The organism is Desnuesiella massiliensis, assembly GCF_001403615.1.
Taxonomy (GTDB): Bacteria; Bacillota; Clostridia; order Clostridiales; family Clostridiaceae; genus Desnuesiella; species Desnuesiella massiliensis.
The window spans coordinates 39,834-64,113 of record NZ_LN879454.1 but is presented as its reverse complement, the minus strand read 5'-3'; the positions used below and the strand labels follow the sequence as shown (position 1 = coordinate 64,113).

The following is a 24,280-nucleotide window of genomic DNA, read 5'->3' as shown; positions in this document are numbered from 1 at the left end:
ATAAAATAAAGCCTTATCTGTAGGATTTTATTGCCTAATAGTCTCTATCCTTTGGTTTTTAGCAAGAGAGATTAGCCTTGACCTGAATGTGTCTACAAGAACCTGCACAGAGCTAGCTTTCGGAATTTTGGGTTATGCCTTTGCACTCTCTTATCTTAAAAGGAAATATTAGTTACAAATATGGTTTAAAATGGTATTATATATGAGGGTACCTTTAAAAGTACTCACTAAAATGAAAAATTTAACCCTATAAAAAGCTCAAAAATTAAGTAAACAACTTCAACTAAAAAGCAAAGCTTACAGCTAATTATTTAGCCAAAGCTTTGCTTTATAATTTATATTTTTTCGTAACGCAGTGGAGAAAAAATTTCCTCAATTGTGAATTGTGCATCGTGCGTTGTTAATTAGCCCTAGGCCATGCTCTTAAATCCGTCTCCCAAGGTTTCAAAAACCTCAGTAACATTGACAAAAGCGTTTTTATCCACAGTCCTTATAAAATTCTTTATCTTTATGAGTTCCTTTGTATCTACCACAGTACATAGCACCTCTATGTCCTTTTGGCTAAAGGAACCTTTAGCATAATAGGTAGTAGCCCCTCTGCCTAATTCTTTTAATATAAATTCCTCTATTTCCTTATTCTTATTGCTTATGATTCTAATTTCCTTGCAAGAGTTTAAGCCTTCTATCATTCTATCTATAACCACTCCATTTAATATTACAGATAATAAGGTATATAATCCCTCTTGTAGACCAAAGGTAAAGCCCGCTAGCAAAGTAACACTTAAATCCGCTGTCAGAACCCCTTTACCTATGTTTATATGTAAGTATTTATTAAGAATTTTTGCAATTATATCAGTACCTCCTGTGGAGGCATCCTCATTAAATATTATGGCCATGCCTACACCTTGTACTACTATACCGAAAAACAGCTCTAGTAAAACATCATTAGTAAAGGGTCTATCCATTGGATATATATATCCAAATAACCATATAGCACCCGAGAGCGAAAAACTGGCATAGACTGTTCTTGCTCCAAAGCTTGGCCCTATAACCAAGAAAGCCACTACGAATAATATTATGTTCATAATTATCATAAGAGCTCCCACTGGTATTATAGGGATGTAATGATTAATAACCATGGCTAAGCCATTAATCCCTCCGGCTATATTATTAGGCATAAGGAAAAAATATATAGCTCCAGCCACTAAAAATACGCCTAAAGTAATAATTAAATAATCTTTAATCTCTTTTTTTAAATCCCACATAAACTCTCCCCCAATCTCACCAAATCAAAGTTGATGAAATCCTTTTCAAAAGTAACCATACTTTTTTACCTATGTATTAGAAAATACTAATATTACAATTTAATTATACATTTTTGCAATTTATCAGTCAACACACCTTCATTTTTGAATAAATTACGTTAATTATTTTATAATTATGCACACTTCTCATAGTTTCTATGAATATTTTTATATCTAAAATATTCACGCTAATGCCACCTAGCTAAATTACATCAAGTACATGCATTTACATTAAATTCTTGTATAGTAATGCCTCTTTATGCATTTTTCTATAAAAATTGCATAAAAAATCCTTTAAATTATTTTCAATTTAAAGGATTTTTCTACAATTTATTTACTTGTCATATATGAAATAAGAAGTTTAATATTGTTTTCTATGGAAGAAATATGAGTTCTCTCATAGTGATGAGTACCTTCAACCCCTGGTCCTACACAAGCAAATTTTAAATCTGCTCCTTGATGTATAGCTTGAGTAGCATCTGAGCTATAGCTATTGAATACATCTATTTTATAGTCTATAGCATTCTTTTCTGCTAGATCTATAAGTTTTTCTCTGAGTTCAAAATCATATACAGTCTTTTTATCCTTTGCTGCTATGGTCACAGCATACTCTGAAGATTGCTGACCTTCACCTACTGGAGCTATATCTATTGCTACCATTTCCTTAACCTGCTTTGGTATGCTGCTCATGGCAACACCATGTCCCATTTCTTCGTAATTGCTGATAAAAAAGTGAGTGGTATATTCAGGTACTAGTCCATTTTCTTTGAAATATCTAGCTATCTCAAGTACCATAGCCACTGCCGCTTTATCATCTAAGTATCTGGACTTTATAAATCCACTTTCAGTGATTTCAGTTCTGGTATCCATGTAGATAAAGTCCCCTACATTAATACCTAACTCTAATACATCTTTTTTGCTATGTACCTTTTCATCTAATCTTATGGTCATATTGCTTTCATTTCTTTGACTATTTGCTATCTCTTGTCCATAGATATGAGTAGAAGCTATTTTAGGTATTACAGAACCTCTTATATGCTTTCCTTTTCTAGTTATAACAGTGCAGTTCTCTCCTTCTATAGCACTCCAGCAGCCGCCACCTATTCTATGATATTTTAGCCTGCCCTCTGGAGTTATATCCTTTACCATAGCTCCTAAGGTATCCATGTGAGCCGTTATCATTATATGCTCTTCTTGGTTTTTACCCTTAAGAGTGGCCATTAATGCGCCCTTTTTAGTTATAAGGGTTTCTAACCCTAGCTCTTCAAAATCCTCTTTAACCTTGCTTATGGCGTTATGAGTGTATCCTCCAGGGCTTGGTATCGCCATGTACTTCTTCATTACTTCAATAAAATTGCCCCTATTTATTTTCATGAATATCCCCCTCTTTTGTTTCCATATATTTTGAATATTTATAATTATTAGTTTTTATAATTATAGCACAAAAGAGCATGCTGGTAAAAAATCCAACATGCTCTTATTAAAATCCCTAGGACATTATCTTATTGTAACTAAACCCTTCTGCCCTTTTCTCACTAAAGCTCCAGTTTTAACCTTTATTGCTTTTCCTTCAGGCAAATTAGTAAAAATTATTGGAGTTATTATTGAAGGTACCCTTCCTTTTATGCTTTCTATATCAGCCTTTAGGATCAACTGACCTGCTTTTACTTTATCGCCTTGAGATACCTTAGCTTCTAAGCCCTCACCCTTTAAATTAACTGTATCAATTCCAAAGTGAACTAATATCTCTAAACCATTGTCTGAAGTTATGCCTATAGCGTGCTTTGTAGGGAAAACTGTAGCTATAGTTCCATCTACTGGAGAAACCACCTCTCCGTTTTCTGGCTCTATGGCAAATCCGTCTCCCATTAGCTTTTGAGAAAATACCTCATCTGGCACTTGAGATAGATCTAATAATTTTCCATCCATAGCAATGGCAATATCCTCACCATCATTTAATGCTGCTTCTTTTTTATCATCCCTTAACTCTATAGGTTCTTCTACTATCTTTCCTGCCATGACATCTTTTATTTGGCCTTTTAATTGATCTGACTTTGGTCCAAAAATAGCTTGAATATTATTTCCAACTTCCATTACACCAGAAGCACCTAATCTCTTTAATTCTTCTTTATTTACATCTTTTATATCCTTAACACTTACTCTTAATCTGGTTATACAAGCATCCAAGTTACCTATGTTTTCTCTTCCGCCTAAAGCCTTTAATACTTGAACTGCTAATTGATCGCCTTTAGCTGAAGCTGCTGTTGTAGCTGCCTCTTCATCGGGCTCTCTACCTGGGGTCATTAAATTCCATCTTCTAATGGCAAATCTAAAGCCAAAGTAGTATATTACTGCAAAGCCTAAGCCTACTGGAATTACTAACCACCAGGCAGTTCTTCCTGGCATTATTCCAAATAGAATAAAGTCTATTACACCGCCTGAGAAGGTCATACCTATTTTAATATTTAATATATGCATTATCATAAAGGAGAACCCTGCAAATATACAGTGTATTCCAAATAATACTGGCGCTACGAATAAGAATGAAAACTCAATAGGTTCTGTAATTCCTGTTAAGAAAGAAGTCAAGGCTGCTGAAGCCATAATGCCCGCTACCAGCTTTTTCTTTTCTAGTCTTGCTTCTTTATAAATAGCATAAGCTGCTGCTGGTAACCCGAACATCATAAATGGAAACTTACCTGTCATGAAGGTACCTGCTGTGAAGGCAACTCCATCCTTCATTTGAGCAAAGAATATTTGCTGGTCACCATTTATCACTTGCCCTGCTTTATTAACATATTCTCCAAATTGATACCAGAATGGATTATAGAATATATGATGTAACCCAAAAGGTATTAATGCTCTTTCAATTATTCCAAATACAAAAGCTGCTAAAGTTCTATTAGCATCTATCATATTCTGTGAAAATGCATTAAGTCCATTTTGAATTGGAGGCCATATAATAGTCATTATAATACCTAAGCCTACTGCCACTGCTGCTGTAACTATGGGTACAAATCTTTTTCCTGCAAAGAAACCTAGGTATGGAGGTAATTCTATGTTATAAAATTTCTTATAAACCTGTGCTGCTATAACCCCAACTATAATTCCACCAAAAACTCCTGTTTGAAGGGTAGGAATGCCTAATACATTTGCATAAGCCTTGCTGGATGCTACTATTTCAGGAGTTATACCTACGATAAGTCCCATTGTAACATTCATGATTAGGAATCCAACTATAGCTGCAAGTCCTGCTACACCTTCTCCATCCGCTAAACCTACTGCCACACCTACTGCAAATAGTAATGCTAAATTAGAAAATATAATTCCGCCTGCTTGTTCCATTACTCTGGCTAAACCTTGAAACCAAGCTACATCTAATGCTGGCACTGCCCCTAAAAATTGAGGGTTTTGAAACATGTTACCAAAAGCAAGTAACAGTCCTGCTGCTGGCAATAAAGCTACTGGAAGCATCAAGGCTTTTCCTACTTGTTGTAATACACCAAAGGATTTTTTAAACACTTATAATTCCCCTTTCATTATTTATAACTATTTTTTAAAGTAATAATATTTTATCTTTGTTTACAACAATATATACAGCAACTTTTGTGCCAACATTAGTGTATTAATTTTTTAGTGATAAAGGCTTTGATTTCTCTTAAATATTCTATGAAAATAATTACATATTAATACACTAATACACTTGATTTTACTTTTTAATACACTTATCTTATTTTTATTACTTATTTGCTAAGTTTTAATACACAAAAATACCCTTCGGCCAATTGGATTTTATCTACTACAATTTAGCTAAAGGGTTATTCTATTTATGAGACAGTAGTTCTATAAAAAACTATTGTAGACTTCTATAATACTCAGGATATTTTTGCGACTTATTTTTTTCACAAATAGCTATGGAGTCCACCTTGTTCAACGGGAGTATTCCCTTTGCTTCTTTATATACTTGTCTATTTATTTGCTGAGCAAAACATCCATTCTTAGGTATTCCCATGGCTTCGTTCATTTCTTTCCATAGTGTTTTAATACTTTGCTCTCTCACGCTGCCAAAATTCATGGGTACGAAATCACAGGGGTATAGATGACCTGAAGCACTTATATAGGAATGCTGAGTACCTGCTCCACAGCCAAATTTTTCTTCACTTTCCGTATAAGCAAAGGAGGTGATTTTAGGAAAACCCTTCATTTTATTTGCTTTATGCTGTATCTCTATCAGCGCTGCTCTGTCTTTTTTCTCGTACAATATATCCTTTAAATTCTGCTCCGTTAGAAGATTGCCGCTTAATATAGGCTCTAATATTTTAACTTCGTGAGCACCATTTTCTTTTGCTAATTTAAAAAGTTTAAATAAACTGTTCTCATCTATATCTTTTTTTAGAATTACTGTCTGTGCCATAGTATAGAGACCTGCTGCTCTTGCGTTTTGAAGGGCCTCAAGAGCATAATCAAAGGCTTTTTCATTATTCCTATTTGCATTATGTTTATTCTTATCATAGGAGTCTAGGCTTATTCCTATACCAAATAATCCGCAGTTCTTAAGCTTCTTTGCTCTTTCTAGAGTAAGATTAAATCCACTGGTAAACAGTATAGATGTACTTCTATCATCTATAGCCTCTATGATTTCATATATATCCTCTCTAACCAAAGGTTCTCCCCCTGTAATCCCTATAATGGGAGTTTTCATCTCTTGAAGATCTTTTATAACCTGAAGCCATTCTTCCGTAGTAAGCTCTCGCTCTCCATTTCTATTTTTGCTGCTGCAATAAATGCAGTTGTTAGGACACTTATGGGTTATACATAAATACATGGATATGGGACCACTTCTTTTGGCATAAATCTGCTGGGTAAAAATGTTTTTCGATGATTTTACTGCTAAAAGATTTTCGATAAAAGCTCTGGAAGGAAAGGGAGGTAAAAAGGTGCTCAGCACATATTTGTCCTGAAACTTTACTATCTTTTCACCCTTTAACATATTATAGATTAATTTAATATACTTTTTTATATTAAAGCTCTTATCCTCCTTTAGGATATTGTACATATGAAATAAGTTCTTTATAACCTTTTTATCCACTGCCATTTTCGCCATCATTCTAATATCAAGCCTCATGCTATCCACCTACACCTTTCTAAAAATGCCATAAGCAAATTTATGGTTAATGCTATATCTACCCTCTTTACATTTTTCTCCTTTAATTTCCTCTACAATCTTATCCTTCACCATATCATAGTTTCTAAAAATCTGAGCCGTTCCTGCCAAAGCTCCTGTTTTATTTAACCACTCTAAAAGTTCCTCGGGTTTATTAAATAGAAACTCCACTTCATTCTCTTCAGTTTCTAAGGCTTCAAAACCATACTGCTTGAACCACCTGATTAATCCTAAACTCCCTTTTGGTAAATTAAATCTTATATCCATGGGCTTTATAATCTCTTCACTATTTTCCTTCATTACCTTTAAAAATATTTGCTCCATTCTATAAAGAGTTCCTTGAGTATTTGTTATTATAGCTACTACGCCTCCCTTATTCAATACCTTATTAAATAAGCTAAAGAGCTCCTTATAATTAAAATATGAAAGGGCCCATCCAAAGAATATAATATCAAAACGCTGTTCTGTATTTTTCAGAAATTCTATGCCATCAGCATGCACCACATTTACTCTATGTCCTAAATTTACTCCTTGTTCTAAGGTTTCTCTCCATTCTTTTAGCATGTTTTCAGAAAAATCTACCGCCGTTATTTCACCTTTAAAGTCTTTCTCTAAAAGGCTTCTTGTTATGTATCCTGTACCGCAGGCGAAATCCAGTATTTTAGATTCTTTAATTTCAAGTATGTGCTTTGAATTTATTATTCTATCCGTATACTTACCCATTTCCCTAAGCCAGTATTTATAGGTTTCAGCTACTTTATTATATTCTTTTACATAGTCTTTTTTATTTACTACCTCTCTCTTTAATAACTTGTATCCCATCTTAGTATAGAACACTAATTTATTTAACATATTTTTTCTCCTTGAATCAAGAAATAATACCCTCTATCTACAAACTCAGTTACTAAAAATCTTTCCCTTAGCAATTCTATTATTTCTTTGCTAGTTCTAAAATAGAGCCTTCCAAACAATATGTATTCAAAATATTTTAGTATTTTGGCCTTCAAATTATTCTTCTCAAAGTCTAGTATTACAAGCTTTCCATCCTTTTTTAAAATTCTATGTAGCTCTTCTATAAGCTTTGATTGTTCCTTTATGTGGTGGAACACATCTGAAAGTATAACCCTATCAACGCTTTCAGTGCCTAGCTTAGTGTTTAATGCATCACCCAACATGGCTATAACACCGTCTCCAGCCTTTATTTTCGAAAGCATGCCCTGGCTCTCATCTAACACATAAACCACTTTGCATTTACCCTTTAAACACTCTGCTAGGCGCCCTGTGCCTCCCCCTATGTCCACCACAACCTCATTACCCTTTAGCTTCAGTAAATCAGTTATTTCCTCTACCTTATACAGCTTAAAAAGCTTCATAAAATTATCATAGTGTTTATGTACCCTATCAAAATCTTTCATATATCTCTCCACTATCCATTTTATTTATATAATACCATATACTTGCTAAATAGTTCTTCTTAAATTTTCATATCTTTAAGCTCCTGAATTATCTGAGAAATACCCTTCTCTATATGCTCTTCCTTTACATTTGTGGCGTTTAATTTAAGCATTTTTTCTCTTGGGAATGAACTTAAATAATGCCCTTGCTCTGTAGCTACTATAATAGATTTCTTCTTTAATCTACTTATGAGCCTCTCCCTGTTTATTTTCTCATCAAAGGTTATATAGGTGTGTATGCTAGGATTTTTAATAGACTCATATTTAAAAACATCACTATAAGCTTCATATTGTTTCTCTAAGGTGGACGCTAAACATTGACTTCTCAAGGAATAGGAGTCTTTAATCTTCTGTTTATGACGCTGAAACATACCACTTTTTATATAGATCTCTAAGGCTGCTTGAGAAAGCATAGGACTGTCTACATCTATAAGCCTTTTATACTTACCAAAGCTCTCTAAAATTGCATCAGGAATAACCGCAGCCCCTATACGCAAACCAGGAAATATAATCTTTGAATAGCTCTTTAAATAAATAACATGAGAAAAGTCACCATAGGCATATAAAGGATCCGCCTTTGAGTCTTCTTCTAAATCAGCTAAATAATCATCCTCCACAATAAATACATCATATTTTTCGGCTAGCTTTACAATAGCCTTCTTTTCCTTTTGAGAATAAGAGGTGCCTAAAGGATTGTGAAATCTTGGCATAGTGTAGAAAAACTTAATACTTTCTGTTTTAAATATCCTCTCAAGTTCATTTAAATCAATGCCTTTACTGGTTCTTTTAATGCCTATTACAGGAACCTTATGAGTTTCTAAATAATCTATAAATAAATGATAGCTAGGCTGCTCTATTAAAATAGCCTCTTTCTTATTTGGAAAGGTTAAAGTAGTCAGTATGGCCAAGGCCTGTTGAACCCCAGAGGTAATAAAAATATTATCTTTATTTGTGAAGACCTGATAATTAGCTAAATGCTTTTGCATAATATTAATTAAAGAAGGTAATCCTTTAGAGGTTCCATATATAAATAACTCATTTTTATATATATCAATGGCTTCATTAATGCAATGCTGAAAATCTAAATAAGGAAAAACCTGTGGATCGGGAGCAGAAGACGCAAAATCCAATAACAATTCTTTATTACTATTAACAGTATTTTTTCTCTTAACCACATAATATCCGCTTTTAGGTACAGAATAGACCCTATGCTGCCTCTCTAGTTCCTCTAAAGCTCTTATGATAGTACTTTTATTACAGCCATAACTCTCGGTAAAAGCCCGAATAGAAGGTAACTTATCTCCTTCTTTATACTTACCAGCTTGAATTAAGCTCTCCAGATGATTTAATATTTCTAAATATTTATACATAGCTTTCCACCTCTATATTTAAATCTGTCCCGGTATAGATTGTTTTTATTTGTATTGTACCATAACTACTAATCTACTAACATATAAGTATGCCCTATGGTATAAATTTAAAGCTATAGACATCTATGGCTCTAGGAGGAATATATAATGAAATTTTCACATAAAAAAAAGGCCTATATTGCCGCTATGCTATACGCTCTTATAATAGGCTTCTCATTTTTATTCTCAAAACTAACTCTAACTTTAACTAGCCCTCTTGATACGCTAGCTCACCGCTTTACAGTATCTTTCATATTCGCTTCCATACCTGTTCTATTAGGATGGATTAAATTAGATATAAATAAAAGGGATCTACTTCGCATTCTTCCCCTTTCATTGTTCTATCCCACCATGTTTTTTGGCTTTCAGATTTTTGGACTAGTTTATATTTCCTCTTCTGAAGCAGGGATTATTCAAGCAACTATCCCCATTTTTACAATGATATTTTCAACAATCTTCTTAAAGGAGCGCCCTAGCATATTACAGAAAATATCAATGTTGTTATCTGTGGCAGGGGTAGTATATATCTTCTTCATGAAGGGTATAAACTTAAAAAGCAATATTTTTATAGGTATAGTGCTAATTCTTTTATCCGCTCTTTCCTCTGCTGGTAATAATGTATTGGCGAGAAAGATGACCGGAAAATATACCCCCATATGCCTAACTTATATTACAACTGCTATAGGTTTTGTATCTTTTAATATTATGGCTATTATTGACCATGCTCTAAAGGGAACTCTCAATGCTTACTTTAAGCCCTTTACCAATCCATTATTTGTGGGCTCAATAGTTTATCTAGGCATATTATCTTCACTTATCACATCACTGCTTGTAAACTATGCGCTATCTAAAATAGAGGCTTCTAAGATGAGCGTATTTAATAATCTTTCTACCTTGATAACTATGCTTGCAGGGGTAATATTTTTAGGAGAAACTCTACAATATTTTCATATCCTTGGAGCAGTGATGATTATTCTTGGGATAATTGGAACTAATTTTGGGGATAGAATACTATTTTCACGTAAACACTCTTAAATTCAAAGGGTGTTGAGGATATGGAACCTACCTATAAAGCATTGATATATCTGCCAAACTCTACTGAATCTAATGGAGATAATTCTGCTTTAACCATAATTCTAAAAGATAATTTAGTGGTTAGCTATAAAATTGATGACTTTAACGGGTTACATTACTCTTATATACCAAATATATTTAATAATTAAAGAAAGATGGCGGAAAATTAAGTAAATTTTCCGCCATCCTAATATATCTAGCGTTAATTGTATACAATGTAGATTTTTTTATTTTGAACGCGGCTTAATAGGTCTAAAAATTTCAAGTTGTCCATAGCCTAATATCTTATCACTTGTTGGAGAACCTGCAATATGATACATAGGATAATGTCCTAAACGGTCATCTGTCTCAAAACATCCGCTGTTTACTATCCAATCATAGATCCCATTCATTACTCTCGCACCATCATCATGATCTCCATCTTTTGATATGGCAGCAGCATAGATACCTCCTTCAAAGTCAATAATCTCAAAACCTTCAGTATCCCTTTCTGTTACCCAGTCTTCTATGGCATACCACCATACCGTTCCTTTGGTTTCTGGGTCATACCACATAAAATCTCGAGCAAAAAACCTGTCTTTTCTTTTTTCATCAAGTCTTGTCCACATTCTATCAAAGCGCATTAGTGTGCCATCTGGCGAGAAAAGGTCTGGCTCTGTAGATGTTCCTGATGTTACCATCCTGCATTTTGGAAATTCAACAATCCTGATATCTGGCTTTTTTTCCAGTTTTTCAGCTACATCAATAAGTCGCTTTACTGAAGCAGAATTTCCATTATAATCTACATTGACAATTTGCTGCTCAATATCCTTTGCTTTTTCATATAGAAGCTTAACATCACTATCATTCTGAAAATCAAATTTTTCAATCTGTTTTATAAAATCAAGTATAATGTCCTTTAACTCGTGCAACAAAGCAACCTCATCGTCAATATCTGTTACCTTTTGAGTAAGAACTTCAAGAACAACATCAGAGCTGTCAGAATTAAAAATTCTTTGAATATCCTTTACTTTAATATTAAGTTTCCTTAAAATAAGAATTTGTTCTAACCGTTTTATTGCGATTTCATCATAAAGTCTATATGCATAGTTATCGCTTCTTGTGCTTTGTATGAGCCCCATATCTTCATAATACTTTAATGCACGGGCAGAAACATCATACTTTAATGAAACTTCTCGAATTTTAATTAAATCACCCATATTCAACACCCCTGTTAACATTTCTTACAACTATGATACAGTGCGACGCAACGTTGCAGTCAATAGGTTTTTGAAAAATATATAAATATTTTTTGCACAACTCTAAAATATCTTATTTTATATCATATAAGCCTTTTCTTCCGTAAGCTTCTTCCCAATCCTTTTCAAACTGCTCTATACTCCAATCTGTTAAAGGATGTTCCAATAATTTATCCATTAAATCTGCTGCGATAGTTATGGCATGAACCCCTCTTTTAGCTACTTCATGAACTTGTTGAATATTTTTAAAGGAAGCTGCCACCACCTTAGAAGGTAAGTTGTAATGATTTATCCCCTTTAAAATATCCTCTACTACCTGTACCCCATTGCCGCTTATATTATCAATTCTGTTAACATAAGGCGCTAGATAATCCGCTCCTGCTACTGCTGCCATAAGAGCTTGAGAAGGAGTGATTATGGCTGTGGCAGTGACATTAAAACCCTCTGCCTTAAGCTTTTTTATAGCCTTAATTCCTTCTGCCATCACTGGAATTTTTATATATACCCTATCATCAATATTCTCTTTTATATAGTAGGCTTCTCTTATTATCTCCTCTGCTGTAGAACCTAGAGTCTGTGCATGAAGGGTTAAATCTTTTCCGATAATTTTCCTGATAGTCTTTAGATGTTCTATGGGTTCCCTTTTTTCCTTCGATAATATGGTAGGATTAGTAGTGATTCCTGCTATGGGATAATAATCTAATGCCCTTTTTATATGTTCTATATTGGCAGTATCTAATAAATAAAGCATAGTCCTTCTCCTTTCTAATTTTATACCATCTCTAAATGTTCAAACATCTCTCTAGATATCAATATGCTTATAAAGCTTATAAGTGTATTGTATATTATAACTACTAAGTAAGAGGTATATGCACCAAACAAAGGTCTAAAGGTGGTCATAAACACTATGGATACCACAATGCCTGGTATCGCTAATATTATTAATATAATTATTTTCAAAAATACCGTTACCATTTTGCTTAGCTTAGAGCCTAAAAATCTTCTTATAACCAGATCCACATACATAAATAATGCTCCAAAACTAGCATAGGCTAGGGCTGCAAAGATTCCTGCTATTATGTCCGATTTAAATAAAATGGAAGATATTATGAATATAAATAATCCATCTACTAAATTTTTAATATTATCCGCCATGGTTGCATAAAATATCTTTGATTGAGAGGAGCAAGGAATTAAATATATATAATGCTTATCTAATTCCTGTGACCATTTGCCTTGGAAGGAGAATATCAAAAGCATATAGGCAGAAAAATATAGTACCGACATAATGCTCTTTTCTGGCCCAAAATACCCAAATACCACGCTGCTAAAGGTTATGATAAAAGTATTCTTATCTACAAAGATCATACCTAACTTTCTCTGCTCTAAAATCTGTTTCTGGAATATAGCTTTTGCCCCGGAAGCACTGAAGTCAGCCTTTACTTTCCTTACCTTGGCATTCTTAGCTGCAAGGGCTGCTCCACTCTTTCCTTCCTTTGCCATCCTATATAGCTCTTCTCTAGTTTCAGTGGCAGAAAGAGCATCCTCATAATAATCTGTATTTATATTATAAATAATGTAAAGTAATAGTATTATAAAAGCTATGGACAATAATAAATAAACAATAGACATAACATCTATACCATTTATAGCCGATATAAACAAGGCTCTTAACCAGCCAACAAAGGGCACATAAGCAAATATATCACTGCCCATATAATTAATAAGAGCAGTGCTTAAATCCTTTGCTTTTAAAAGATTCAATAAAAATCCCCCTGCTAATAAGGCTAAAACACCGTATAATGCTCTTTTTATATTCTCCCTTATAGCTAGGGATTTTGAAGCTATGGAATAAGTGAGAACTCCTAATATAGAGCTAGCAAAAGTCAATAAGAATATAGCTAAAAATATTAAAAGTGCTCCATAGTCCTTTATAGGAAAAAAATTATATAAATTAGGTATCTGAAATAGAAGAAAAAATATCATTATTATGGAAGCATATATCTGCTTAAGAAAGCCATATATTAAAACTCTCTGTGGCGAAATTGGCGCAGTAAATAAAAAATTCACATCACTTAGCCTAAAAAAGGTTCCGCCCTTCTTCAACCCTGTGCTTATTGAGGTATATAAAGAAAAAAGAACAATGGCTAGGGCCCCAGCCTTATACATTTCAATGGCATTCTTTAAATAACTTTTATTTGCTGGTCTCTTTGTGCCGAAAGTTATAGAAAGCACCATTAAAGCTATGAAGATTACATATACTATAAGCTTGGCAGGGTGCTTTTTCAGTTCTTTAAGGCTATTTTTAGCACTTTTCTTAATTATATATATTAAGGGTTTCATAGCTTATCCCTCCGTAACCTCAAAGAATATTTGCTCTAGAGATTCGTTCTTGTCGACTAGCTCTTGTCTAGTCCTTGCGAAAACTACCTCTCCATCTTTCATTATAAGAGCCTTGTCCCATAATTCGTCCACACTATCTATGATATGAGTGCTTATTATTATAGCCGCTCCCTGCTCCCTAAGCTCTAAAAACACCTTTTTTAGTTCCTTAATAGCCTTAGGATCCAACCCTACCATAGGCTCATCAAATAATATAACCTTAGGACTAGTTATAAGAGCACAGCAAATACTTATCTTCTGCTGCATTCCCTTGGAGAGTTCTTTTCCTAATTTATCCCTTTTATCACTTAGCTCAAATCTTTCTAAAAGCGCCTCTGCTCTTTCTTTATAATTCTTAATATCATAAGCCTTAGCCATGAATTCTATATGCTCATATACCGTAAGCAAGTCGTACATGGAAGGCACCTCTGGCACATAGGAAAAATCTCTCTTAGCCTGAAGAGTCTTGTTGTGCTTATCACAAATATTTATATCCCCTTCATATTTTAAAAGCCCTGTAACGCATTTTATAGTAGTACTCTTACCTGCGCCATTAGGTCCTAATAATACAGCGATTTCTCCAGCCTCCACCTGAAAGCTTATACCCTTTACCGCTTCAACTTTATGATAGGTTTTTCTAAGATTAGTTACTTTTAGCATTTATTTTCCCCCTTAAAACCATATAACCTTATTGTAATACTTAATTGTAAAAAAATAAATTAAATTTGCCTTAAATAGCATATTTCCCTTTACCCCTTTAAAGAAACAAAAAAAGCCCCTAGTATTATAAGTCCAATACCTATCCATCTTGTAAAAGGTATTTGCTCCTTAAAAAACAAAAACCCTACCAGTGCAGCTAACACATAGCATAAGCTTTGAAGAGGATATACTAAGGATAACTCTCCCTTAGATAGTACGTAAAACCATATTAAGGTAGCTACGATATAAATCAATAAACCTATAAAGATATAAGGATTAAAAATTAAGCCCATAAGTGTTTTAAAGGAAAGGTTTAATTCTTTGCCGCTTAACCCTGCTTTCCAAAGACTTTGACCTAATACCAGAAGTATTATATTGATAAAAATTAACCTGTACATCATTTATCCAACCTATTCCCTTCGCTTTTTAATATTCCTATTTCTTGAGTTAAACGAGTTATATTCCTTTGCATATTGGATATTATTATGGTCATATTTAAAATTAGCAGAAAACAAAATAAAATTCCTATCAAAAAAAGTAAAGAAGGTGCATAATTCACATTCATGGCCAAAGAAAAATACTCAATTATGTTCTTATTTAACGATATCAGCAGCATAGCAAAGCTTATAAATATCCACAAAAGGCTATATCTTATATCTATCAATCTTCGCTTAATAAAAAATAAAGTAACCATAATGAACATCAATGACATAATTACACAAAAACTATAAATACTCATAAATCATTCCTCCCTTGCCTATGAACTTTAAAGTAACTATACAGCTTAAGCCCAAACATCTCTGTTCTCAGCTTAGTATTATCCTTTAACTGCTTATTTATAACAAATAGACAAAAATAAAGGATTTATCTCTGTAAGGCAGTGATAAATCCTTTATTTTTTATCCTATAGACTTATATTTATCTTTAACATCATTTTTAATCTTCATATTTATTTCCTTATTTACTATATATAAAGGCCTTTTATTATTTTCATCATAAATTCTTACTATGTATTTACCTTCAATGCCTATAGCCATTAATATTATTGAAGTTATAAGATTTATATAAGTAACTACATAGAAAGCTGGGGCAATATTTCTTGAAACTATCAATGCTACAAAAATGTAGATCAGTTGGAGGAAAAATATCCCCATAAATAATACACCTAATTTAGTAATCATCTTTATAGGCTTATGAGAAAAGGATATTATGCCATCTTCAGCCAGCTTTAGCATCTTCTTTAGAGGATACTTAGTCTCGCCTGCAAAGCGTTCCTGCCTTGTAAACTCTACATAGGTTTGCTTAAAACCTAGCCAAGAAACCATTCCCCTTATAAACCTATTTTTTTCAGGCATATTCTTAAATACTTCCACAACCTTTCTATCCATTAATCTGAAGTCCCCGGTGTCTTTTGGTATGTCTATATCTGACATAAAGTTTAAGAATTTATAAAAGTATTTTGCAGTTATAAGCTTAAAAAAAGTTTCTCCTTCTCTCTTTTTCCTTTTTGCATAAACTACTTCATAACCTTCCTCCCATTTTTTTATCATGTCATATATAAGCTCTGGAGGATCTTGTAAATCTGCATCTATAACCACTACGGCCTCTCCCCTAGCTCTATCTATTCCTGCGGTAACTGCTATTTGATGACCAAAATTTCTAGAAAAATCAATTACTTTTACTCTGCTATCCTTCTGAGCTATATTAGAGAGCATCTCTAGAGTATTATCTGTACTTCCATCATTAACAAATATTAATTCATAATCATATGAAGAGTTCTTCATAACCTTTGTTAACCTAGAATAGCACTCGTTAACTACCTTCTCTTCAAAATACATAGGTATAACCACTGATATTAATTTATTCATAAACTACACTACCCTTTCCACTTAAACTTCCTTTATTTCTTCTATGTTAAAAGTCCAAAATTTATTAGCCAGATAATTAACTATCATACCTGATGCTATAGCTCCTACTTGGGCTATGGACTTATTAAAATCTAATATTGAAACCATGCCATATAGCACAGCGCTATTTATTGCTAGAGATAATATATTTACTGATAGAAACTTTATAAAGGTTCCTATCTTATTGCTTTTCATTTTAAAAACCCAATTATTATTTAGAATATAGCTATTAATGGTACCAAACCCATAGCCTATCACATTGGCTATTAAATAATTGACACCTAAAGCTACTAATAAATTGTAAATTGTCATTGTTATTAAGGTATTTATTACCCCCACAAAACCAAACTTCATCAATCTTTCCATAGTTTTGTCCTTTCTCCCGCTGTTAAGGCTAATATTAAAAATAACCAGCAGACAATGAATGAATATCTATCTTGGGACTCTGTTATTAGATAAAGCAAACCATATCCGCAAAATATGATGTAAAACAAATTAATAATAGGATTATCTAAGTATTGTTTTTTATTAAAAAGTCCTTTATAAGCTAGGAATAGTAATATACAATAAAACATCTGCATATACACTACAGCATTTTTTTCCAAATCTAACTTTATATCCTTTTCCTCAACACCTTCCTTAGCCCAGTAGGTTCCTGAAAAGTCTCCTTCTATCCATTGAAATATATATTTTCTAGCATAAAATTTAGCCAGCTCTCCTTTTGGTGTACTTGTGAGTCTATGTCTTATAACTTCTTTTGCTGCTTTTTCTACCTTTTCATAATCCCCATCATATTTATCTGGCAAAGCAGCATCTTCTTCATTCCATCGTCCTCCATGCTCAATGTTTGTTCCTTTTAAAACTGAGGTCCAAGAAGGCTCACTGCCCTTCCAAAGCTGAAATTCCGTAATATCTAGAACTCTTAAAAGATTACTTACTAATATCAAAGGTATTAAAAATCCACCTAATATATAAAGAGCGCTTTTTCCTTTATCCTTCAATTTCTTTTCCCCATATATGAATAAGTACATTAAATAAGCAATAACCATTACCGGTGCTACCATTCTGAACAAGTTACCTATAGATAACAACAGGGCTGAAAACAACAACCAAGTATCCTTTTTCTTGTGCTTCATCACTAATATAAAATAGTAAACACTAGCTAAATAAAAAGGTATGGCTATATTTTCTGTGCAATACACCGCTACATAAGTTATTAGTGGAGGATATAAAGCTGTAATAAAAGCTCCCCACAACGCTTTTCTCTCATTATTAAATACCTCTTTTGCTATAAGGTATATAAACAGTACATTTAATGTAGAAAATAAAGCGTTGAAAATTTTAATCACCATTAGTGGATAAGCAAAAAACTTTTGTATAAAGGCAAAATATAATACAAGTACAGTTAAATGAGGAAATCTAGCTATATAACCAGTACCTTTAAAAGCACCATAGCTTCCCTCTAAAAAATGACTTCCAGATTCATAAATTATTCTAAAATCTGATATAGGACGACTATTGATGGACAATATCCAAGCTATTCTAATTAGTAGAGCTCCTAATAAAATTAAACTTAATACTATTTTTTTATTATATTTGTCCCTTGTTTTTATATATAGTAAAACGGCTAACCCTATAAAAACCAATGTCATAGCTATATTAAAAGGCTGTATTCCGTTCTTGCAATAATCTATAAGCTTTATAAAGGAACTTATTACTATAAGTGAAATCAATACCTTCAAAGCTATATTGATAAATTTTGTAAAATTTCTTGCACTGCTTCCCATGTCCTTCTCCCTTCACTCTTTAACTAAAGTCTGCAAACTTTAAAATAATGATGCCTTATTTACTACTTTAAACCATAATTGTTTATAAAAACTTATAAAGCTATTTCAATACTCTTACAAAATTATTAAGAATTTATTAAGGTCTATGAAAAGAAGCGATGTAAATGATTATTATCTAATAAATGATTACATTTGCTAGACTTTGTTATATAATATAGGTATATACAGCATAATATGATAAAATATGGTTTTAACTGTAAAAATCTGACCTTTTTCAGCTGTATCAAATAATATAATTTGGGGAAAGTGATTTAAATGAGCTATACTATTGCCATATGTGATGATGACTCTGCTCAAGTAAAGATAATAGAAAACTATTTAAAGAAATTTATGGAGGAATCAAAAAAGGAAATATCCATTATAACCAGCTCTAGTGGGGAAGAAACTCTTAAAAAAATAGTAGGTAAGACCATTGATATTTTTCTGTTGGATGTAGAAATGAAGGGTATGGATGGATTAGAATTAGGTAAAAAATTAAGAGAAATAAACCCTAAAGCCATTATAATTTTCATAACTGGCTTTAAAGACTATGCCCTAAATGCCTTTTCTATTAGAGCCTTTGATTATATATTAAAGCCTATATCCTATGATAAGTTTAAGCCTTTGCTGAAAGAATGTATGCAAAGACTTAAAGAGATTCGTAGTTTATCCTCTACAGAAAAGCTTTTTCAATTAAATACTAAAGATTATACCAATAAGATAAAATACTCTCATATATGCTATTTTGAAAAAATCCTAAGAAAGGTTAAAGTAGTATGCTCTGATAATGAGTATGAGTTTTATGGTTCCTTTAAAAATTTAATGGATGAGCTTGATATGGAGTATTTTACTCAATGCCACCAAAGCTTTATTGTAAATAACAATCACATTGCTTCATATAAGAATCAGCAAATATATGTAAAAGATGTGGACAAGTATCTTCCTGTAAGCAGAAATTTTATAAAAAATGTTAAAGAATCTCTAAGCAAATCTTTATTTAAGTAGGAGGGATTCATAATGACATTACCTTGGAAAATTTTCGAGTTTGTTGTAGCTGTAATAGAGGTTTATTTGCTATATATATTTTCAAACTCCTTTTTAGAAGAAAGAAGCTTTAAAAGTATACATAAGTTTTTAATCTTTTTACTTCAAGCTTCTATCATTTTCTGCGCTAATTTTATTTTTGGTGTTGCTAGCCCTTTTGTAGTAATTACATCTATAGTAACTATAACTATAAACTTTATAATTATTTTTAAATCAAATTTTATTTATATACTTTTAAATATATTAACATTTTTAATTCTTATTTCTTTGTTTGAATTTATAGGTGTACTTATTGTTACTTCTGTGTTTAATGTTAGCACAAACTCAATCACCCAATATACAATTTACAGAGCTATATCATCCGTATTAATAAGGTCTCTATTCTTCATATTTATACTTATATTAAAAAAATTAAAAATCAAAGTAATAACTTTAAAGAAAGTTCAAATATATGAGATAATTATCGTTTTACTCTTCTCTATTAGTTTAGTTATATCTATATTTAATTTGTACAAAAGCGAATATATAGCTAACACAAAAAAACTAGTGGTATTCATAATAAGTCTTGCAACTATAATTTTTATATCAATTCTTATAAAAATTATAAATGAAATTATAAAATTTTCTCAAGAGGAAGTCGAATGGAAGTTAAGAGAGACCGAATACAAAAGACAAATAAACTATATTAAAAGCATGGAAGATTTAACTCATAGCCTTAGAGCTCAGAGACATGATTTTAATCACCATATTGGCTGCATTTATGGACTTTTACAGACTTGTAATGTTGAAGATGCTAAGCTTTATACTGAAAATTTAGTGTCTACCATGCAAGAGATCAATACTATCGTGAATATAGATAATGCAATCATTGCTTCCATATTAAATTTTAAGTTTGCTATAGCTAAAGCTAAAAATATTGATCTAGAGGTAGACGTAAAAATTCCAAAAGAGCTAAGGATTGATTCTACAGATATCAGCATAATTTTAGGAAATGCTTTAGATAATGCCATAGAAGCCTGTGAAAAATGCAAAGAAAAGAATATAATAGTAAAGATGTACATACAAAGTGATCATCTAATAATTAAAATATGTAATAATAAAAATTTAGATTTTATAAATTCTTCTCTTAATACTACAAAAGAAGATAAAGAAAACCATGGCTTTGGTATTGAAAATATACGCTATGTAGTTGATAAATATGATGGACTTCTTAAAATTGAAGACTTGGGAGACAAGTTTTCAATTAATATAGCACTATAGGAAAAAGCGACATGAGTCGCTTTTTTAGTATACAATTATAGTTGACTTTTACTCTAAATTCTTCTTCATATAACTTCATATAGTTACATTAATTTCAAACAATCGTCTAGTTATTACATTTCAACTACCTCTTTTGCAAAACCCCTTTTAAATTTAGTTCCGCTGCTATAAAATAAAAATTGAGATGGACAAGCCGTCATATTAATATTATGAATAGGTGAATTTTATGATTAATACTATGGCTAAAAATTTATCAAAAAAACTCGTAAACCTAGACATCATAAAATTTGATGACTATGATGTCATCATTTTCGGTTTAGAAGTTATATTATCAACTATTTTCGAAATATTAGGACTTTTGATATTAGGGTTCTTTTTAGATTCTATTATGGAATTAATTGTATTTATAGGCTTCTTCAGTTTATTGAGAGTGAATTCTGGCGGCTACCATGCTAGTACTTGCTTTAGATGCTTTATTATTTCAAGTGTATTAAGCTTTTCAAGCATATTGACCTTTAAAAACATAGCTTGGCTCAATAACTCTTTAACTTTATTTTTACTAATCATAGTAGCTACGGTAATCACTATAATTTACGCTCCTATAGATACTCCTAATAAGCCGTTTTCTAAAGAAGACTATGTTATATATAGGAAAAAGAGCTTATTAATTCTAAGTTTTGAGGTTCTTTTAATAATATTATTCTTTGTTTTAAATAAAGAATTTATTATATATTGCAATATAGCAGCAGCGTCAATTTTTTTCCAAGGCATTACCTTAATACTTGGAAAAATACAAAATAAATCCTTAAAGGAGTGAATCCTATGTCAAAGAAATTATTAAATTTATTAGCATCTGCTGCAAAATCAGGTGCGGACTTCGCAAGTACTAATGCTTGCATAATGTTAACTTATCAACCAAAGATGCCTGATAAGCTAAAGAAACAAAAATAAGGAATGTATAAATTATCATTCTTTATTATAAATTCTAATTTATTCACATAACTTAGAATTTAATGTTCCTCAAACTTACTAAATTACATCTATCTCTGCACATTTCACACCTGAATGTGCAGAACACCGTATAAAATTAAATTTATATATAAAAATTTAAATCACTCTTCCCTTTCCCTCATCTGAATTAGGATGGGGGAATATTGTTATGGATTTGGATTTTGGTTTAGGGGGATTTTCAATGAAATTTTCAAATTACAACATAGTTATGGATTTGGAAGAGGACTATTCTATTATATATAATACCTATTCTAAGGAATACATTGTATATAATAAAAGTGAGAGTTCAATTATAAAGGAGTTGATGGATAATTTAGTAAAAAGAAGCTACAATGTTAAAGAAATTAATTGCCTCGTTAAATTATTGGAAAAAGGAATTGTATTAAAAAAGAATATTAACGAATTAGAAAAATTGAACTTCCAATATTTAAAGGAAAGGTTTAATAGTAAAACCTTAAGAATAAAAATACAAACCAATTTAGATTGTAATATAAAATGCGATCAATGCCATTTTAAAGGAAATACGCATATTAGTAATGACACCCTAAATAACATTTTAAAATTTATTAATAACAATATGGGCAATTATAATAAGATACAACTGGTTTGGTGTGGCGGCGAACCGTTGCTTAAGGCAAATCAAATTTTAAATGTATCAAAAAAGATAGTGGATTTATGCGAAAATAATAATATAGCTCTTGAAAGCAGAATTATAACTAACGGTTATCTATTTAATGAAGATATTATAAAAAATTTAAAAAGTATAAAGCTAAAAAATGTACACATTAATTTACCCTTGGGAAGTCGTCAGGACAACGAAGCCCTGTATACAAAATATATGAGATCCTTATATAAAGCTATAATATCTAATATAAAAAAAATTCTAGATAACTCTATTGATGTTAAGCTTACTCTAAACATAACAAGGCTTAATTATGACATTCTTCTTTCATGTATAAAGTTCATACCATTATATTATAGAAAAAATATAGATATTAAAATAAACTTAATGGACTGTTCAAAGGACATTCCCTCTGCTTATGAATTACATAGATATTTAATTGACCAAGGATTTTCTTTTGACATGGAAAAAGCTTACTTAAATCATTGCCCTGCTTCTAATAATAATTTTATAACTATAAATCCTGATGGAAAAGTAGTTCCCTGTCCTGTTTCATCTAGCCTAGGCTACTATTATGGACATATTAGTGATCAAGGAGAATTTATAATTTCTGAAGAAGAACTTTATTATAGACATAAGAATATGGCATTGAATAACAAAGAAAAATGTATTAATTGTGCCTACCTGCCCTTACATTCAGGAAATTGTGCTATGGCCAAAGAAAATACATTAATAAAATGCCCTTATAATAATCATCATTTCTTAAATCCAAAGGAAAAAATATTATTACATTATTATAACGATTTAAAACATAAGGAAAACTTTAAAGAAAATATTTTAGAGCTATAGCATAGGTTCATTATCTATAGGAAAACTTAACTTGTATATGTTTCAAAATGGCATCTTTAGACCATTATGAGCCATATACAAGTTATTAGCTTAAGTTGTTTCCCTATAGACTTTTTATTTTTTTTAAAAAATAGGTGACATTTGAAATAAATATGGTATAATATAATTAATAATAATTATAAAGTAATATTAATTATTATTAGCTAGTGGTATGAATTTTATAATTCTTATGAGGGTAATATATTTATGTATTTGTAATTATATAAATATATTGCTGATAAACAATTTTCTACAAATTATAATTGTTTATCTTTAAGGAGTGAATCATATGGGAATATATACAAAAACTGGTGATAAAGGTAGCACAGGAAATCTTTTAGGTGAAAGGATATCTAAAGCCAGCAATTTTATAGATTTACAAGGTAGTATTGATGAAGTAAATTCACATATAGGCTATCTAAATGCTTTAATAAGCAAAAATGAAATTATTGATGAAAAAGAAAAAGAGCATATAACTAATTTAATTATAGATATACAGAATGCTCTATTTAATATGGGTGTAGAGATATCTATGAACTTTACTAAAATTAAAATATCCAAAGAAAATGTAGGAATTTTAGAAAAGGAAATTGATAGAATGGCCTCTATTATGCCTATTCAAAGGAAATTTATTCTTTATAGCGGCAGTGAGGAAGGAACCTATGCTCATGTGATTAGATCAGTGGTTAGAAGAGCTGAGAGGGTTTTCGTAAAATATTTAATTGAGAAGGAAGTCAGTGAATATCCTGAGAGCTATTTGTATATAAATAGATTATCAGATTTTATGTTTACACTATCTAGATTTTTAAACTTCCTACAAAACAAACCGGAAACCATAATGAAAGAATGGGTTTAATCCCAATATTAAATTCGCAATTATCTTTTTAAATAGATACACATTATATCATATACTTCCATTAATTTCCCATCCCTTCAAAGTCAGGTGAGTCCATCACCTGACTTTTATTTTTAAGCATATTACATACTAGACCTTGCCT

Annotated in this window: 24 protein-coding genes; 8 read left to right on the top strand and 16 right to left on the bottom strand. The window is 31.5% G+C overall.

From position 1 onward, the window contains the following. Positions 1-410: 410 nt before the first annotated feature. The 7 genes from BN2665_RS04080 to BN2665_RS04050 form a co-directional block, all read right to left on the bottom strand. Entirely contained in the window at positions 411-1,265 is an 855-nt protein-coding gene (locus tag BN2665_RS04080) for a YitT family protein (RefSeq protein WP_055665848.1), read from the bottom strand. A 369-nt stretch (positions 1,266-1,634) separates the two neighbouring features. Continuing rightward, positions 1,635-2,678, bottom strand: coding sequence for a M42 family metallopeptidase (locus BN2665_RS04075; RefSeq protein ID WP_055665847.1), 1,044 nt, complete (start codon positions 2,676-2,678; stop codon positions 1,635-1,637). Positions 2,679-2,801: 123 nt separating this feature from the next. Further along, complete coding sequence (gene ptsG, locus BN2665_RS04070; RefSeq protein ID WP_055665846.1) at positions 2,802-4,826, bottom strand: glucose-specific PTS transporter subunit IIBC; 2,025 nt, start codon at positions 4,824-4,826, stop codon at positions 2,802-2,804. Between the two features lie 331 nt (positions 4,827-5,157). Next, a complete protein-coding gene (locus tag BN2665_RS04065; RefSeq protein WP_055665845.1) occupies positions 5,158-6,429 on the bottom strand; it encodes a radical SAM/SPASM domain-containing protein in 1,272 nt (423 codons plus the stop codon). Between the two features lie 9 nt (positions 6,430-6,438). Next, complete coding sequence (locus BN2665_RS04060) at positions 6,439-7,320, bottom strand: class I SAM-dependent methyltransferase (RefSeq protein ID WP_055665844.1); 882 nt, start codon at positions 7,318-7,320, stop codon at positions 6,439-6,441. Continuing rightward, positions 7,314-7,883, bottom strand: coding sequence for a class I SAM-dependent methyltransferase (locus BN2665_RS04055; protein ID WP_055665843.1), 570 nt, complete (start codon positions 7,881-7,883; stop codon positions 7,314-7,316). Before BN2665_RS04055 ends, BN2665_RS04060 begins: the two co-directional genes overlap by 7 nt. Before the next feature lie 59 nt (positions 7,884-7,942). Further along, positions 7,943-9,292 carry an aminotransferase-like domain-containing protein gene (locus BN2665_RS04050; RefSeq protein ID WP_055665842.1) on the bottom strand — a complete coding sequence of 450 codons (1,350 nt, stop codon included), beginning with the start codon at positions 9,290-9,292 and terminating at the stop codon, positions 7,943-7,945. Positions 9,293-9,439: 147 nt separating this feature from the next. On the opposite strand from BN2665_RS04050, the gene BN2665_RS04045 reads away from it, so the two are divergent. Together BN2665_RS04045 and BN2665_RS26860 are read left to right on the top strand one after the other, a co-directional pair. After that, positions 9,440-10,366, top strand: a complete 927-nt coding sequence (locus BN2665_RS04045) for a DMT family transporter (RefSeq protein ID WP_055665841.1) — start codon at positions 9,440-9,442, stop codon at positions 10,364-10,366. A 20-nt stretch (positions 10,367-10,386) separates the two neighbouring features. Further along, on the top strand, positions 10,387-10,554 hold the full coding sequence (locus tag BN2665_RS26860; protein WP_154674860.1) for a hypothetical protein: 168 nt from the start codon (positions 10,387-10,389) through the stop codon (positions 10,552-10,554). A gap of 78 nt (positions 10,555-10,632) precedes the next feature. Here BN2665_RS26860 and BN2665_RS04040 read toward each other — a convergent pair whose 3' ends face one another. The 9 genes from BN2665_RS04040 to BN2665_RS04000 form a co-directional block, all read right to left on the bottom strand. Next, positions 10,633-11,604, bottom strand: coding sequence for a MerR family transcriptional regulator (locus BN2665_RS04040; RefSeq protein ID WP_055665840.1), 972 nt, complete (start codon positions 11,602-11,604; stop codon positions 10,633-10,635). A gap of 112 nt (positions 11,605-11,716) precedes the next feature. Further along, the gene (locus BN2665_RS04035; RefSeq protein ID WP_055665839.1) at positions 11,717-12,394 is read right to left on the bottom strand and encodes a fructose-6-phosphate aldolase; all 678 of its coding nucleotides are present in this window, start codon (positions 12,392-12,394) and stop codon (positions 11,717-11,719) included. Positions 12,395-12,414: 20 nt separating this feature from the next. Further along, positions 12,415-13,986 (bottom strand): putative ABC exporter domain-containing protein, encoded by a 1,572-nt coding sequence (locus BN2665_RS04030; RefSeq protein WP_055665838.1) that lies wholly within the window; start codon positions 13,984-13,986, stop codon positions 12,415-12,417. Positions 13,987-13,989: 3 nt separating this feature from the next. Further along, the gene (locus BN2665_RS04025) at positions 13,990-14,685 is read right to left on the bottom strand and encodes an ABC transporter ATP-binding protein (protein ID WP_055665837.1); all 696 of its coding nucleotides are present in this window, start codon (positions 14,683-14,685) and stop codon (positions 13,990-13,992) included. Between the two features lie 89 nt (positions 14,686-14,774). Then, complete coding sequence (locus BN2665_RS04020; protein ID WP_055665836.1) at positions 14,775-15,125, bottom strand: EamA family transporter; 351 nt, start codon at positions 15,123-15,125, stop codon at positions 14,775-14,777. Then, complete coding sequence (locus tag BN2665_RS04015) at positions 15,122-15,463, bottom strand: DUF2304 domain-containing protein (protein ID WP_055665835.1); 342 nt, start codon at positions 15,461-15,463, stop codon at positions 15,122-15,124. The genes BN2665_RS04020 and BN2665_RS04015 overlap by 4 nt, the downstream gene beginning before the upstream one ends. Positions 15,464-15,623: 160 nt before the next feature. After that, complete coding sequence (locus BN2665_RS04010; protein ID WP_055665834.1) at positions 15,624-16,592, bottom strand: glycosyltransferase family 2 protein; 969 nt, start codon at positions 16,590-16,592, stop codon at positions 15,624-15,626. Positions 16,593-16,613: 21 nt separating this feature from the next. Beyond that, complete coding sequence (locus BN2665_RS04005) at positions 16,614-16,997, bottom strand: GtrA family protein (protein ID WP_055665833.1); 384 nt, start codon at positions 16,995-16,997, stop codon at positions 16,614-16,616. Then, a complete protein-coding gene (locus BN2665_RS04000) occupies positions 16,985-18,418 on the bottom strand; it encodes a glycosyltransferase family 39 protein (protein ID WP_055665832.1) in 1,434 nt (477 codons plus the stop codon). The genes BN2665_RS04005 and BN2665_RS04000 overlap by 13 nt, the downstream gene beginning before the upstream one ends. Positions 18,419-18,733: 315 nt before the next feature. Here BN2665_RS04000 and BN2665_RS03995 point away from each other — a divergent pair, with 315 nt between their 5' ends. The 6 genes from BN2665_RS03995 (at position 18,734) to BN2665_RS03975 (ending at position 24,138) form a co-directional block, all read left to right on the top strand. Beyond that, positions 18,734-19,462 (top strand): LytR/AlgR family response regulator transcription factor, encoded by a 729-nt coding sequence (locus BN2665_RS03995; RefSeq protein ID WP_055665831.1) that lies wholly within the window; start codon positions 18,734-18,736, stop codon positions 19,460-19,462. 12 nt (positions 19,463-19,474) lie between these two features. Next, positions 19,475-20,761 (top strand): sensor histidine kinase, encoded by a 1,287-nt coding sequence (locus BN2665_RS03990; protein ID WP_055665830.1) that lies wholly within the window; start codon positions 19,475-19,477, stop codon positions 20,759-20,761. Between the two features lie 226 nt (positions 20,762-20,987). Then, complete coding sequence (locus BN2665_RS03985) at positions 20,988-21,578, top strand: accessory gene regulator ArgB-like protein (protein ID WP_055665829.1); 591 nt, start codon at positions 20,988-20,990, stop codon at positions 21,576-21,578. Positions 21,579-21,583: 5 nt separating this feature from the next. Further along, positions 21,584-21,712, top strand: coding sequence for a cyclic lactone autoinducer peptide (locus BN2665_RS26160; protein WP_082435787.1), 129 nt, complete (start codon positions 21,584-21,586; stop codon positions 21,710-21,712). 241 nt (positions 21,713-21,953) lie between these two features. After that, on the top strand, positions 21,954-23,243 hold the full coding sequence (locus BN2665_RS03980) for a radical SAM/SPASM domain-containing protein (protein WP_195892655.1): 1,290 nt from the start codon (positions 21,954-21,956) through the stop codon (positions 23,241-23,243). Positions 23,244-23,571: 328 nt separating this feature from the next. Beyond that, positions 23,572-24,138 carry a cob(I)yrinic acid a,c-diamide adenosyltransferase gene (locus BN2665_RS03975; RefSeq protein WP_055665827.1) on the top strand — a complete coding sequence of 189 codons (567 nt, stop codon included), beginning with the start codon at positions 23,572-23,574 and terminating at the stop codon, positions 24,136-24,138. The last annotated feature ends 142 nt before the right edge of the window (positions 24,139-24,280 follow it).

What these genes read in the sequence shown, in the direction of transcription:
- BN2665_RS04000 (WP_055665832.1), bottom strand. Translation starts at nt 18,418, where the DNA reads ATGGGAAGCAGTGCAAGAAATTTTACAAAATTTATCAATATAGCTTTG.
- BN2665_RS04025 (WP_055665837.1), bottom strand. Translation starts at nt 14,685, where the DNA reads ATGCTAAAAGTAACTAATCTTAGAAAAACCTATCATAAAGTTGAAGCG.
- BN2665_RS04040 (WP_055665840.1), bottom strand. Translation starts at nt 11,604, where the DNA reads ATGGGTGATTTAATTAAAATTCGAGAAGTTTCATTAAAGTATGATGTT.
- BN2665_RS04065 (WP_055665845.1), bottom strand. Translation starts at nt 6,429, where the DNA reads ATGAGGCTTGATATTAGAATGATGGCGAAAATGGCAGTGGATAAAAAG.
- BN2665_RS04005 (WP_055665833.1), bottom strand. Translation starts at nt 16,997, where the DNA reads ATGGAAAGATTGATGAAGTTTGGTTTTGTGGGGGTAATAAATACCTTA.
- BN2665_RS04010 (WP_055665834.1), bottom strand. Translation starts at nt 16,592, where the DNA reads ATGAATAAATTAATATCAGTGGTTATACCTATGTATTTTGAAGAGAAG.
- BN2665_RS04035 (WP_055665839.1), bottom strand. Translation starts at nt 12,394, where the DNA reads ATGCTTTATTTATTAGATACTGCCAATATAGAACATATAAAAAGGGCA.
- BN2665_RS03985 (WP_055665829.1), top strand. Translation starts at nt 20,988, where the DNA reads ATGATTAATACTATGGCTAAAAATTTATCAAAAAAACTCGTAAACCTA.
- BN2665_RS04050 (WP_055665842.1), bottom strand. Translation starts at nt 9,292, where the DNA reads ATGTATAAATATTTAGAAATATTAAATCATCTGGAGAGCTTAATTCAA.
- BN2665_RS03995 (WP_055665831.1), top strand. Translation starts at nt 18,734, where the DNA reads ATGAGCTATACTATTGCCATATGTGATGATGACTCTGCTCAAGTAAAG.
- BN2665_RS04075 (WP_055665847.1), bottom strand. Translation starts at nt 2,678, where the DNA reads ATGAAAATAAATAGGGGCAATTTTATTGAAGTAATGAAGAAGTACATG.
- BN2665_RS04030 (WP_055665838.1), bottom strand. Translation starts at nt 13,986, where the DNA reads ATGAAACCCTTAATATATATAATTAAGAAAAGTGCTAAAAATAGCCTT.
- BN2665_RS04020 (WP_055665836.1), bottom strand. Translation starts at nt 15,125, where the DNA reads ATGATGTACAGGTTAATTTTTATCAATATAATACTTCTGGTATTAGGT.
- BN2665_RS04045 (WP_055665841.1), top strand. Translation starts at nt 9,440, where the DNA reads ATGAAATTTTCACATAAAAAAAAGGCCTATATTGCCGCTATGCTATAC.
- BN2665_RS04055 (WP_055665843.1), bottom strand. Translation starts at nt 7,883, where the DNA reads ATGAAAGATTTTGATAGGGTACATAAACACTATGATAATTTTATGAAG.
- BN2665_RS03975 (WP_055665827.1), top strand. Translation starts at nt 23,572, where the DNA reads ATGGGAATATATACAAAAACTGGTGATAAAGGTAGCACAGGAAATCTT.
- BN2665_RS26860 (WP_154674860.1), top strand. Translation starts at nt 10,387, where the DNA reads ATGGAACCTACCTATAAAGCATTGATATATCTGCCAAACTCTACTGAA.
- BN2665_RS03980 (WP_195892655.1), top strand. Translation starts at nt 21,954, where the DNA reads ATGAAATTTTCAAATTACAACATAGTTATGGATTTGGAAGAGGACTAT.
- BN2665_RS04080 (WP_055665848.1), bottom strand. Translation starts at nt 1,265, where the DNA reads ATGTGGGATTTAAAAAAAGAGATTAAAGATTATTTAATTATTACTTTA.
- BN2665_RS04060 (WP_055665844.1), bottom strand. Translation starts at nt 7,320, where the DNA reads ATGTTAAATAAATTAGTGTTCTATACTAAGATGGGATACAAGTTATTA.
- BN2665_RS03990 (WP_055665830.1), top strand. Translation starts at nt 19,475, where the DNA reads ATGACATTACCTTGGAAAATTTTCGAGTTTGTTGTAGCTGTAATAGAG.
- BN2665_RS26160 (WP_082435787.1), top strand. Translation starts at nt 21,584, where the DNA reads ATGTCAAAGAAATTATTAAATTTATTAGCATCTGCTGCAAAATCAGGT.
- BN2665_RS04015 (WP_055665835.1), bottom strand. Translation starts at nt 15,463, where the DNA reads ATGAGTATTTATAGTTTTTGTGTAATTATGTCATTGATGTTCATTATG.